Below are 12,833 nucleotides of genomic sequence, written 5' to 3' on the forward strand. Positions count from 1 at the left end.
CTCCCGCGAGACCTCACGTCCCCCGCTGCCGACCGTGAGGGAGGCGCCCCGTCATGTGCGGTCTGAGCGGGGAGATCCGCTTCGACGGTCACCGTCCCGACCTCGCCGCCGTCGAGCGCATGAGCGAACGGCTCGCCGAACGCGGCCCCGACGACGGAGGCATCTGGACCCGCGGCGCGGCGGCCCTCGGACACCGGCGACTGAAGATCATCGACCTGTCGGACCTCGCGGCCCAGCCCATGACCGACGCCGGGGCCGGACTCACCGCGGTCTTCAACGGCTGCGTCTACAACTACCGCGAGCTGCGCGACGAACTGCGCGGCCTGGGCCACCGGTTCGTGTCCACCTCCGACACCGAGGTGGTGCTCAAGGCGTACCGCCAGTGGGGCACCGCCTGCGTCGAGCGCTTCTACGGCATGTTCGCCTTCGCCCTCGTCGAACACCGCTCCGGGCGGGTCGTGCTCGGCCGGGACCGGCTCGGCATCAAGCCCCTCTACCTGGCCCGCACCCCGGACCGGCTCCGGTTCGCCTCCTCCCTGCCCGCGCTGCTCGCCGGCGGTGACGTGGACACCTCCCTCGACCCGGTCGCCGTCCACCAGTACCTGAGCTGGCACGCCACCGTCGCCGCCCCGCGCACCGTCCTCAACGGCGTGCGCAAGCTCCCGCCGGCCACCGTGCGCGTGGTGGAACCCGACGGCACCCACCGCGACCACGTCTACTGGCAGCCGTCGTACACGCGCCGCGCCGAGGACGCGGACATGAGCGCCGCCGACTGGAGCGACGTCCTGCTCGACGCGCTGCGCACCGCGGTGCGCCGCCGTATGGTCTCCGACGTCCCCGTGGGCGTGCTGCTCTCCGGCGGTCTCGACTCCAGCCTGATCGTCGCGCTGCTGGCCCAGGAGGGGCAGCGGGACCTGATGACGTTCAGCGTCGGATTCGAGTCCGAGGCCGGGGAGGACGGCGACGAGTTCCCCTACTCGGACCTGGTGGCCCGGGAGTTCGGCACCGACCACCACCGGCTGATGGTCCCCTCCGACCGGGTCTCCGACGCGCTCGACGGCGCCGTCGCGGCGATGAGCGAGCCCATGACCAGCCATGACGCGGTCGCCTTCTATCTGCTGTCCGAGCAGGTGTCCAAGGAGGTCAAGGTCGTCCAGAGCGGACAGGGCGCCGACGAGGTCCTCGCCGGCTACCACTGGTACCCGCGGCTCGCCGAGGCCGCCCGCCCGGACGCCGCCGAACGCTACGCCGACACCTACTTCGACCGGCCGCACACCGACCTCGCCGACGTCCTCGAACCCGGCATGCTGGCCGACGACGACGTCTCCGGCCGTTTCGTCCGCGAGCACATGACCGCCCCCGGCGCCGAGACCGCCCTGGACGCGGCCCTGCGCCTGGACACGCACGTGATGCTCGTCGACGACCCGGTCAAACGCGTCGACAACATGACCATGGCGTGGGGGCTGGAGGCCCGCGTGCCGTTCCTCGACCACGAACTCGTCGAACTGGCCGCGGCCTGCCCGCCCGGACTCAAACTGGCCGACGGCGGCAAGGGCGTCCTGAAGACGGCGGGGCGCCGGCTGCTGCCCCGCGACGTCGTGGACCGGCCCAAGGGCTACTTCCCGGTCCCCGCCATCCGGCACATGGCCGGACCCGTCCTGAAACGGGTGCGCGAGGCGCTGGAGGCGCCCGAGGCCAGGCACCGCGGACTCTTCCGGGAGCCGTACGTCTCCCGGCTCCTGGAGGCACCCGACGAGCACCGGACCAGACGGGGAGCGAACGCGCTGTGGCAGGTAGCGTTGCTGGAGATATGGCTTCAGACGCACGGGATCACGTGACGACCGGCGAACGGAGTACCCCGCCGCCCCCGGTGGGGACGGTGTCCACCGCGCCGGACGCCCCGGGCGGGGTGGCGGACGCCCCGGGCCGGGTGGCGGGCGACGGCCGCGCCGCCCCGGCCCCCGTGCCCGTCGCCCTGCCGGTGACCAGCGGTCCGCGCGACGCCGTGACCCGGCTGCACGCCCACGGCTGCTGGTACCCCTCCGCCGACCCCGACGGCACCGGGGTCGCGTTCATCTGCGACCGCGGCGGCGTCCCCCAGCTCTGGGCCGGCCCCGTGGACGGCGGCGAGGCACGGCTGCTCGACTCCTCCCCGGACCCCGTCAAAGAGGTCTCCTGGTCGCCCGACGGCCGCTGGATCGCCTACACCACCGCGCCCGGCGGCGGCGAGCACACGCGCGTGCTGTGCGTACGGCCCGACGGCTCCGGCCGCCGCGTCCTCGCCGGAGCAGACCCCGACAGCACCGCCCACCTGGGCTGCTGGGCGCACGACGGCTCGGCCGTCGCCGTCACCCTCACCGCACCGGCCGCCGACGGCACCCCCGCCCCGAACTGGGAGGACCGGGGCGGCCGCGCCACCCTCCTCGGCGGCACCCCGTACACCGGCTCGCCCCCGCCCGGCGGGACCGTGACCGTGGTCGACGAACTGACCCCGCCCGCCCCCTCCTCGGTGCGCTCCGACGGCGGCCTGTCGGCCTATCTGATCGACCCCGACGGACTGGCGTCCCCCGTCCTGCTCGCCACCGAGACCCACGCCGCGACCCTGCGCGTGTGCGACATCAGCCACGACGGCGCGCTCGTGCTGCTGCGCCGGGGACCGCGCGGACGCCGCGAGGCGGTCGTCCGGCGCACCGCCGACGCGGCGACCACCTGCACCGTGCCGGTCGCCGACGGCGACCCGTGGATCGGACGCTTCTCACCCGACGGCCGCACCCTGTGGCTGCGCAGCGACGACGACCGCGAGTACGCCGCCCTCCTCGCCGTCACCCTCGACGCCGACGGCCGCTCACCCGGCCGCACCGTCGTCGCCGAACGGCCGGACGGCGACCTCGACCTCCTCGCGCTCTCCCACGACGGCCGTACGGCGGCCCTGTCCTGGAACGCGCGCGGCGCCAGCGAACTCGAACTCGTCGACACCCTCCCCACCCGCCCCCCGCACGGCCCCCTGCCTACGACACCCGTCCCGCTGCCCCACGAGGTCGTCACCCGAGTGACGGTCACCGGACCGCGCCACCTGCTGCCGGCCCTGTCGGGCTCCCAGCGCCGCCCCGGCGTCTGGTCGGTGACGGAGGGCGTCACTTTGCTGCGCACCCGCTGGTCCTCCCGCGACGAGGACGCCGTCCCGCCCGGCCGCCCGCCCGTACGCCCCGTTCTCCTCCGCCTCACCGCCCGCGACGGACTGCCCCTGAGCGGCTGGTACTACCGCGCGCCCGGCCGCGCCCCCGGCGAACCGGCGCCCTGCGTGATCCACCTGCACGGCGGGCCCGAGGAACAGGAACGCCCCGTCTTCAACCCGCTCTACCACGAGCTGACCGGCCGCGGCCTCGACGTCTTCGCCCCCGACGTCCGCGGCTCCTCCGGCCACGGCCGGAGCTTCGTCGACGCCGACCTCGGCACCGGCCGGTTCGCCGCCCTCGACGACGTCGCCGACTGCGCGGCGCACACCGTCCCCGCGGGCCCCGCCGACCCGACCCGCCTCGCCGTCATGGGCCGCTCCTACGGCGGCTACCTCACCTTCGCCTCCCTGGTCCGCCACCCGGACCTGTTCCGCACCGGCGTCGCCGTCTGCGGCATGTCCGACTTCGCGACCTTCTTCGCCGGCACGGAACCCTGGCTCGCGGAGTCCGCCGCCCACAAGTACGGCCACCCCGACCACGACCGCGACCTGCTGCGCGAACTCTCCCCGATGACCCGCATCGACGCCCTGCGCGTCCCCGTCCTCGCGGTCCACGGCGAACACGACACCAACGTCCCCCCGGCGGAATCCGAACAGTTCGTCCGAGCCGCCCGCGACCGCGGCCTCCCGGCCCGCCTCCTCACCCTCCGCGACGAAGGCCACGACTTCCTCCGAGCCGACAACCGCCGCCTGTACCGCCGAACAGCGGCAGACTGGCTCCAACGCCATCTGACGACCTGACGAACCGACCGAGCTGGGGGGCTTCGCCGTGACCGAACTGAGGATCCCGGACGTCTACTGGGACGACGAGCAGGCCGTTCGCCTGCTGGCCGAGTACTTCACCCGAGAACGCGCGCGCGGCGACGTGTTCTATTCGGGGGCGCACTTCGAGCGCCTGGCAGGGGGAGGGGACGCCGAGCCCGTGGCGAACCGCTTCGTCGGCGACGACCTGGTGGCCATCACCCTGCTCAGCGTCTCCGTCAGGCCGCACGGCGCGGTCACCCTGCTCTCCGACCCCGACGGCCACTGGTCGCGCCTGCTCTCGCTCATCCCCCGTGACGCCCGCCTGGAGGACCCCGCGAGCGACGCGCTGACGGCGAAGGGCGGCCCCGCGTGGGAGCTGTGGGAGCGCCTGGCCGAGGTCGGTCGGCCCGAGAAGCCGGACGGAAGCGGCCCGGTGATCGCGGGCAAGCTGCTGGCCCGCAAGCGTCCGCACCTGATCCCGGTCTACGACCGCCGTATCAAGGCGTTCTTCGGCCGCCCGACGACGGACCACTCCTTCTGGTCCGACCTGGCGGCGGCCCTGCGGGCGGACGGCGGCGCCCTGCGCGACCAGTTGGTCCGTCTGCGGGACAAGGCGGGGATCGGCGAGGACATCGGGGTCCTGCGGGTGTTCGACGTCATCGCGTGGATGGCGCAGGGGCCGAGCTGACGGTCGGAGCCGTACGGGTCACCCCGTGCCGCGGACGACCGTCACCGGGCAGTGGGCGTGGTGGAGGAGGGCCTGGCTCACCGAGCCCAGGAGGAGGCCCGCGAAGCCGCCGCGGCCCCGGGCGCCGACGACCAGGAGCTGGGCGGTGCGGCTCGCCTCGATCAGGGTCTCGCGGGTCTCGCCGCTCAGGACCTCTTGGTCGACCGTGACGTCCGGGTAGGACTCGCTGTGGCCGGCGAGGGCCTCGGCCAGCAGGCGTTCCGCGCTCTCCAGGCCCGTACCCGCCGGGGCGTAGTCGGGCAGCCACACGTGGACGGCCAGGAGCGGGGCGCCACGCAGTGCCGCTTCCGCGAAGGCGAACTCGACGGCCTTGTCGGCGGCGGGGGAGCCGTCGACGGCCAGGACGACGGGCCCGCTGCCGGCCGGTTCCTCGCGTGCCACCTGCACCGGGCAGCGGCTGTGGGCGGCCAGGGACGCCGCCGTCGACCCCAGCAGCACGCCCATGAACCCCCCGACGCCCCGGGGACCGACGACCACCAGGTCCGCGGCCCGCGACTCGGCCTCCAGCACCGCCACCGCGTCGCCCTTCTCCACGGCCTCGGTGACCTCGAGGCCCGGCGCCACCGCACGGGCACGTTCCGCCGCCTCGTGCACGAGGCGTTCCAGCGGCGCCGGGTCCGGCGGCGAGTACACGGGCCGCACCGGCCAACTGAAGGCGTGCACCACCCGCAGCTCCGCACGCCGCCGCCCGGCCTCCCGCGCGGCCTCCTTCACCGCGGCAAGACTCGACGCCGAGCCGTCCACGCCTACGACGACAAGGTTGCCCACCGTTCCTCCCTCGCTGGCCTCGGCTTCCCAGCTTCGCCGCGGCGCCGCGATGCCGCCATTCCGGCAGGCCGGTCAGACGGCCACCGCCTCGTCGGCGCGGGCGCCCAGCGCCTCCCACCGGACCGTCCGGTCGCACCACCGGTGCAGGAGGACCCGGTCGTGGCCGACGGCGAGCAGGCCGGCGCCGCTGGTGCGGCGGTAGTCCTCGACGACCGTGACGAGCGCGGCGGTGGTGGACGCGTCGAGCATGGCCGTCATCTCGTCGCAGATCAGCCAGCGCGGCCGTAGCACCAGGGCGCGGGCGAGGCAGGCGCGCTGGAGCTGGCCGTCGCTGACCTCGTGGGGGCGCCGGGGGAGGAGGTCCGGGGTCAGGCCGACGGTCGCGGCGAGGTCGGCCACCCGCTCGGGCAGCCCGTCTCGGCGGCCCGTGGCGCGCAGCGGTTCCGCGATCAGGTCGGCGAGCCGCAGCCGGGGGTCCGCGGAGAGCCGGGGCTGTTGGAAGACGACACCGAACGCGGTGCGGAGTCCGCGCGGGGCGCGGTGCCGCCAGCCGCGCACGGGGGCGCCGTCGAGGAGGACGGCCCCCGCGTCGGGGCGGTGCAGGAGCGCGGCGACGCGGGCGAGGGTCGACTTGCCGCAGCCGCTCGGCCCGAGCAGGCCGACGGCCTCGCCGGCAGCCACCGTCAGGGACGCGCCGCGCACCACGGGCGCGTGCCGGTCGTATCCGGCGGTGATGGCGCGCAGTTCAAGCACGGGCGTCCTCCGGGACGTAAGGATGGTGGCAGGCGACCGGACCGGACGGCAGCGCCGTGCACAGGCCGGTGGCGCGGTCGCAGCGCGGGGCGAAGGCGCAGCCGTCGGGGAGGCCGCCGAGTTCGGGAGGCAGGCCGCGGATGGGGGTGAAGCCCCGGTCGGGGAGGGCCTGGAGGAGGCCCCGGCTGTACGGGTGTCGGGGGCCGCGGGCGCCGAAGAAGGTTTCCGCGTCCGTGAGTTCGACGATACGGCCCGCGTACATGACGGCCACCCGGTTCGCGATCCGTTCGGCCGCGGCCAGATCGTGGGTGATCAGCAGCAGGGCCCGGTCGCCGTCGTCGACATGGCGCCGCAGCGCGTCGACCGTGTGTTCCACCAGGTCACGGTCCAGTCCCGTGGTCGGCTCGTCGGCCAGCAGCAACGGCGCGTCCCCGACCAGCGCGAGGGCGGTCGCGGCGCGCTGGGCGAGGCCGCCGGACAGTTCGTGCGGATGCCGGTCGAGATGGTCCGCGGGGAACGCCGTACGCGCGGCACACGCCTCGGCCGCCTTGCGCACGGCCCCGCGACCCCGTACGCCGGTCAGCGCGGCGACCGTCTCCTCCAGATGGGCCCGCACGGTACGGACCGGCGTCAGATGCGCGGCCGGGCTCTGCGGGACGAGACCGATCCGGCGCCCCCGTACGGCACGGGCGAGGGTGCGTTCGCCGGCGCTGAGCAGGTCGAGGCTGCCGAGCCAAGCCTCCCCGGCGGTCTCGGCGTTGGCGGGCAGCAGCCCCAACAGGGCCGACGTGAGCACGGACTTGCCGCAGCCGCTCTCGCCGATCAGGGCGAGACACTCACCGGGCGCCACGTCGAAGCGGGCGTCGGTGACGGCGGCGATCCGGCGCCCACCCGGCATCCCGAACCGCACCGACAGGCCACGCACCGACAACACCGGCTCCCGCTCGCCCTGTTGGCGAGGTGATCGCTCCGTCACAGCATCAGCTCCGATCGCCGGCGCGGGTTGATCCGTTCCCGCCAGGCGCCGGCCAGACCCGCGACGGCCAGCGTGGGGACGATGATGAAGAGGCCGGGGAAGAGCGTCGGCCACCACTGGCCGGCCAGCAGCGAACCCCGTGCGCTCTGGATCAGCGTGCCGAGGCTCGCCGTATGGGTGGGCAGGCCCAGCCCGAGGAAGGACAGCGCGGACTCGTGCCACATCGCGTGCGGCACCATCAGTACGGCGGCCAGCGCGGCCTGCGGCAGCACGCCGGGCAGCAGATGCCGTACCAGCACCCGCCACCGGGACGCCCCGCCCGAGACGGCGGCGTCGATGTACGGGCGGGCGCGCAGCGAGAGGACCTCGGCGCGGACGATCCGGGCCGTCGACAGCCAGTGGGTGAGCGCGACCGACACGACGACCGGCCACACGCCGGGGCGGAACATCGCGACGACGAAGATGCCCAGCAGCAGATGCGGCACGGAGGACACGGTGTCGACGACCCGCATGAGGGCCCGGTCCGCCCAGCCCCCCAGGGCCCCGGCGGTGGCCCCGACGGCGGTCCCGATCAGCGTCGCCGTGAGCGCGGCGGCCGCGCCGACGAGCAGCGACACCCGCAGCCCGTAGACACAGCGCAGCAGCAGGTCCCGGCCGACGTCGTCGGTGCCGAACGGGTGCGCCCAGGACGGCGGCAGCAGTTTGGCGGACAGGTCGACGGCCTGCTGGTCGAGCCGGACCAGCGGCGGGACGAGGAGGACGGCGAGAACGGTCACGGCCACCAGCGCGGCCGAGGTCCGCACTCGCAGGGCGCGCGTCGAACGGCGGCCGGTGCCGGGGGAGCGCCATACGGTCCCGGACGGCTTCCCACTGCCGGTGTCGGTGTCGGTGTCGGTGTCCATTGTGGCCTCAGCCATGGGAGTCACATGTCACTGAGCTTCACCCTCGGGTCGAACAGCGCGTACAGAAGGTCGGCGAGCAGGTTGCCGGCGAGGACGGCGGCGGTGGCCAGCGTCGTGAGCGCGGCCAGCAGGGGGAAGTCGACGGCGGTGGCCGCCTCGACGGTGGCCGCGGCGATACCGGGCCAACTGAAGACGCTCTCCACCAGCAGCGCGCCGGTGATGAGTTCGGGGACGCGGGAGCCGATCAGCGTGAGCACCGGCAGGAGTCCGGAGCGCAGGGCGTGCCCCAGCAGCACGGTGCGTTCGCTCAGGCCCCGCGCGCGTGCGCCGCGCACCGGGTCCTCCGCCAGCGCGTCGGCGACCCCCTGCCGTACGTAGAGCGTGAACCAGGGGAGTTGGGACACGGCCAACACGCCCGCGGGCAGCACGAGATGACGGGCGACCTGCCCTGCGGTGACCTGTTCGCTGGCGGTGTCCGTGAGCCCGCCCGCCGGAAGGACGCCCAGTCGGAGGGCGAACAGCCAGACGGCCAGCAGGGCGATCCAGAACACCGGCGCCGCCTCCAGGGTGTAGGCGAGCGAGCTGACGATCCGGTCGAGCCACGAGCCGGGGCGGCGGGCGGCCAGCACCCCCAGCAGGGTGCCGACGAGCACGGCCGCGACGAACGCGACCGCGCACAACAGCGAGGACCACACCAGGCGTTCACCGATGACCTGCGCCACCGGCTGCCGCAGCACGGTCGAGTGGCCGAGGTCCCCGCCGACGGCGGAGGTCAGCCACTCCCACCAGCGGGCGGTGAACGGCCGGTCCGCGCCCAGGTTGTCCCGCAGCCGGTCCAGGGTCTCCCGGTCGGCGCCGAGCGCGGCCGTACCGGCGTACGCCTTGACGGGGTCGAAGGGGGAGGCGGCGGCGATGGCGAAGACCCCGAAGGTGACGACGAGGAGGACGGGGACGGCGGTCAGGGTCCGCCGTCCCGCCAGCCGCGCCATCGCTCCCCAGGGCGGCGAGGCGGCCGTCACCTCTTCGGCTGCCAGTCCTCGATGTTCCACCAGGGCCCGCTGGCGAACCCGTGTTCGTGCGGCTCCAGTTGGGTGGTCAGACCGTCCCAGCGGTCAGCGAGGACGTACAGGTGGTCGATGTGGGTGAGGAAGGTGTAGCCCGGGTTCTTCACCAGCGCCCGCTGGAGCGTGGTGTAGGCGCCCTGCCGGGTCGCCGTGTCCGAGCTGCGGCGGCCGGTGTCGAGGGCCTTGTCCACGGTCGTGTCGTGGTAGCGGGCCATGTTGTTGAAGCCGTCGCCGGCGAGGGAGGAGTGCAGCAGGGTGTACAGGCCGAAGTCGGGGTCGCCGGTGCTGCCGAAGCCGGCGAGCACCGCGTCGTCCTTCATCCGCGGCTCGATGACCTCCCATGTCGCGCTCTCCACCGTCACCGCGATGCCGGCCTTCTTGGCGTCGGAGGCGTAGGCCAGGGCGAGATCCTGGCGGACCTTGTCGCCCGAGGGGTGGAGCAGCGTGAACGCCGCCCGCTGACCGCCCTTGGCGCGGACGCCGTCGTCGCCGGCCTTCCAGCCCGCCGCGTCGAGGATCCGCTGCGCCCGGCCCAGGTCCCGGTCGCGCTCGACGCCGCGTGCGAACCAGGGGTCGTCGACCGGCAGCGGCCCGTACGCCGGCCGGCCCGCGCCGTCGAGCACCTTGTCCACCATGGCCTCGCGGTCCACGGCGGCGTCGAGCGCCTGCCGCACGGCCCGGTCGCCGGTGACCGCGCCCGCGCTGGGCAGGGTGACGGTGCGGAAGTCGTAGGACTTCGCGTCGTACGTCTTCCTGGAGCCGTCCTTGCTGAACGTGGCCGCGAGGTTGGGCGGCAGGACCGCCCCGTCGAGGTCACCGGAACGCAGCCTGGTGGCCCGTACGTTGTCGTCGGCGATGACCGCCATCGTGAACGTCCTCACCTTCGGCGCGCCGCCCCAGTACCGCGGGTTCGCCTTGAAGGTGAGCTTCTCGCCCTTGCTCCACGAGGAGAGCACGTACGGGCCCGTGCCCACCGGTTCGGTGTTGAAGGAGCCGGTGTTGGGGTCCTGCTCGCCGGCGATGTGCTCGGGGACGACGGGCAGCACCGTGCGTCCGGCGAACGGCGCGTAGGGGTACTTCAGGGTGAAGACGACCTTGCGGTCACCGCTCGCCCGGACCTCCTCGACCGCATCCAGTTCGCTGCGGGCCGTGTTGTTCGTCCTCTCGTCCAGGACCGTCCGGTAGGTGAAGACGATGTCCTCGGCCGTCAGGGGCTCGCCGTCGCTGAACTCGACGCCGTCGCGCAGGGTGTACGTGTAGGTGAGACCGTCCTCGGTGACCTCGGGCAGGGCCACGGCCAGCGCGGGCGTCAGCTTCAGGTCCGCGTCACGGGCGAGGAGCCCGTCGAAGATCTTGGAGTTCCCGTCCTTGCCGTAGCCGAGCAGCGGGCTGAGCGTGTCCGGTTCGGAACCCACCCCGATCACCACGGAGTCGGCGGCCGCACCGGCCCCGCCCTTGCCGTCCCCGCTGCCGCCCGGTGCCGAGCAGGCGGCGACCCCGGCCATCACAACCGCCGCCGCGACGGCGGACCTTCGTATGCGACGGGTCGTCGTCATGAACAGCCTCACACCCTTGTTGCCTCAATATCGCTCTTGCATGTCATGTGCGATAGGAGGCTTACCCAGGCGGGCCCCGCATCAGTCCGGCTGTGTCGCGGGGGTGGCGGCCGGCCGGTGCAGGCGCATCACCAGGTACGTCTCGCCGTCCTGCGGCGGCCGTGTCCATGAACGGGTGAGGAAGGTGTGCAGCCGTCCGTTCACGAGTGCGTGACGCGGCAGAGAGACGTCGAACTCGCTGGTCAGGGCGTCGAGAAGCGATCGCTCCGCCTCGGCTGAGTCCGCGCTTTCGCCGAAGAAACGGTCCGGGTCCAGCGCCGGAGGTATCGGGCCGCTCCGCTGTGTCTCTCCCTCCGCGTACGTGAACGCGTACTGCTCGACGCCGTCCCGGGCCACCGAGAGGTGGAAGAACGGCTCTCCGTGCCATGCCCTCAGGCCGCACCACACCACTACCGCGCGCGTGCCGACTGCGGCGGACGCGGCGGGGGAGACGAACCGCTGCCGGTGGAACGGTGCCGGGTCGCCGTCGAAGGCGAAGCTCCAGCCGGTGCCGGTGCCGGTGCCGGTGCTTGTGCTCGTGCCAGTGCCGGCCCGGCCGACCGCCACGAGGGCTCTGTCGTCGTAGGAGGAGGACTCGACCCGGTCGGGTCGCGAACGGTGGCGGGCCTCCCAGGAGGTGGCGGGGGCGCGCAGGACGGCGTCGTCCTCGTCGGCGAGGCGTCGGGGCAGCTCGGTCGGCTCCACGCCCTCCACCAGCACGAACCGGTAGGAGGTGCGGTTGTTGCCCGGGTCCGGATCCGCGAGCCAGGTCAGGTCGCCGGAGTCGAGCCCGGCCGCCGGGCCCGGTGCCGCGCCCCTCTGCCCGGCCCGGGGTGTGGACAGCAGCTCGCGCCCCCGCTCCGGGGTGAGCAGCGGACCGAGCAGCGGGTCGGCCACCCAGCCCAGCGGCGCCAAGTGGTCCGGTCCCAGGGGCTCCCACAGGGGCAGGGCGTCCATCAGGGTCCGCCACGCGGCGTCGGTCTCTCCCCAGCGCGCCAGCTCCCGCGCCCGCTCGACCGCCTCCCCGAAGGGTCCCGCCGCCGAGTAGCGGAACGTGCGGTCGCGCACCTCCGCCAGCATCGCGTGGGCCAGCGACACCAGATCGTCGTCGGCGCCCCGCAGATGGAACCTCAGCGTGGAGTCGTCCCCGGACGCGCGCGCCGCGTGGTCGGCGACCAGCGGCGGCAGCAGTTCGGACGCGTAACGGGGGTCCGTCACCAGGCCGTCGAAGTACACCATGTAGCTCTGGCCGAGCAGTCGGCGTATCTGGTCGCCCAGCCCGGCGGCCCGCGGCCGGCCGTACCCCTTCGCCTCGTCCAGAGGCTTCCGCGCCCCCTCCCAGTCGCCGCGCAGCGCGGTCAGCCGGGCCTCCTCCACCCGGGCGTCCAGCTCGCGCGTGGTGTCGTTGGCGAACTCCGGCCCACCGTCGGCCGGTCGCGCGCGCAGGCCGTGGAACTCCCGGTGCATGTCCCTCATGAACTCAAGGAAGTTCGCGTACCGCTCGGGCGGCGCGGCCCGCCAGCTCGCCCAGGTGTAGACGGCCCACTCGCCGTCCTCGTCCACCTCCCCGGGATCCAGCAGGACATGGGTGATGTCGGACTCCACGTCGAGCTGAAGCCCGCGCCGCCAGACGTCCACTCCCTGCCGCTCCTCGGGCCCGGCGTCCTCGTCGAGGTCCTCCTCGAACACGTCCGCGAGCCCCGACTCGTCCTCGTGCCAGCGCGCGTCCGAGGTGCCCGCCAGCAGCCACACGAACCCGCCGGCGTTCCGCCATCCGTCGCTGACCTTGAGAAACTCCCGGTACGACGGCGGCATCCGGCGGCCGAGCCGCTCCTCCATGGCCGCGATGTCCTCCTCGGAGGCGCCCGGGAATCCCAGCCAGCGCGCCTGCCGCGCGCGCTCGTCGTCCGCGTCCCGCGTCTCGTCCCCCTCCGGCAGGGAGTCCGCCCACTCCCCGCTCCACCTGAGCAGGAAGGGCCGCCAGTCGAATGCCGTGCTCTCCGTCATGCTCCCGATGCTGCCACCCACCACTGACAACGCGCGCGGAT

Annotated in this window: 10 protein-coding genes; 3 read left to right on the forward strand and 7 right to left on the reverse strand. The window is 74.0% G+C overall.

Annotation, left to right across the window (positions count from 1 at the left end; all coding sequences use genetic code 11):
• The first annotated feature begins 53 nt into the window (after nt 1–53).
• Genes G6W55_RS05985 through G6W55_RS05995 form a run of 3 tightly spaced genes read left to right on the forward strand, consistent with a single transcriptional unit; the run spans nt 54 to nt 4,667 of the window.
• On the forward strand, nt 54–1,838 hold the full coding sequence (locus G6W55_RS05985; protein ID WP_175519730.1) for an N-acetylglutaminylglutamine amidotransferase: 1,785 nt from the start codon (nt 54–56) through the stop codon (nt 1,836–1,838).
• Entirely contained in the window at nt 1,811–3,976 is a 2,166-nt protein-coding gene (locus G6W55_RS05990) for a prolyl oligopeptidase family serine peptidase (RefSeq protein ID WP_175519731.1), read from the forward strand. Before G6W55_RS05985 ends, G6W55_RS05990 begins: the two co-directional genes overlap by 28 nt.
• A gap of 28 nt (nt 3,977–4,004) precedes the next feature.
• Entirely contained in the window at nt 4,005–4,667 is a 663-nt protein-coding gene (locus G6W55_RS05995) for a DUF6308 family protein (protein ID WP_175519732.1), read from the forward strand.
• 18 nt (nt 4,668–4,685) lie between these two features.
• Here G6W55_RS05995 and G6W55_RS06000 read toward each other — a convergent pair whose 3' ends face one another.
• The 7 genes from G6W55_RS06000 to G6W55_RS06030 all read right to left on the reverse strand — a co-directional run bounded on the left by G6W55_RS06000 (nt 4,686) and on the right by G6W55_RS06030 (nt 12,792).
• A complete protein-coding gene (locus G6W55_RS06000) occupies nt 4,686–5,495 on the reverse strand; it encodes a universal stress protein (protein WP_175519733.1) in 810 nt (269 codons plus the stop codon).
• Nucleotides 5,496–5,567: 72 nt separating this feature from the next.
• Nucleotides 5,568–6,248: an ATP-binding cassette domain-containing protein gene (locus tag G6W55_RS06005; protein WP_175519734.1), complete on the reverse strand. Its 681-nt coding sequence runs from the start codon at nt 6,246–6,248 to the stop codon at nt 5,568–5,570.
• Entirely contained in the window at nt 6,241–7,146 is a 906-nt protein-coding gene (locus tag G6W55_RS06010; protein WP_175519958.1) for an ABC transporter ATP-binding protein, read from the reverse strand. The genes G6W55_RS06005 and G6W55_RS06010 overlap by 8 nt, the downstream gene beginning before the upstream one ends.
• A gap of 74 nt (nt 7,147–7,220) precedes the next feature.
• Nucleotides 7,221–8,126 (reverse strand): ABC transporter permease, encoded by a 906-nt coding sequence (locus G6W55_RS06015; protein ID WP_175519959.1) that lies wholly within the window; start codon nt 8,124–8,126, stop codon nt 7,221–7,223.
• Nucleotides 8,127–8,146: 20 nt separating this feature from the next.
• Nucleotides 8,147–9,115 (reverse strand): ABC transporter permease, encoded by a 969-nt coding sequence (locus G6W55_RS06020; RefSeq protein WP_175519960.1) that lies wholly within the window; start codon nt 9,113–9,115, stop codon nt 8,147–8,149.
• A 26-nt stretch (nt 9,116–9,141) separates the two neighbouring features.
• The gene (locus G6W55_RS06025) at nt 9,142–10,746 is read right to left on the reverse strand and encodes an ABC transporter substrate-binding protein (RefSeq protein ID WP_175519735.1); all 1,605 of its coding nucleotides are present in this window, start codon (nt 10,744–10,746) and stop codon (nt 9,142–9,144) included.
• Nucleotides 10,747–10,827: 81 nt separating this feature from the next.
• On the reverse strand, nt 10,828–12,792 hold the full coding sequence (locus tag G6W55_RS06030; RefSeq protein WP_175519736.1) for an SMI1/KNR4 family protein: 1,965 nt from the start codon (nt 12,790–12,792) through the stop codon (nt 10,828–10,830).
• Nucleotides 12,793–12,833 lie beyond the last annotated feature (41 nt).

The organism is Streptomyces sp. CAI-85 (assembly GCF_013363615.1).
GTDB classification, from domain to species: domain Bacteria; phylum Actinomycetota; class Actinomycetes; order Streptomycetales; family Streptomycetaceae; genus Streptomyces; species Streptomyces antibioticus_B.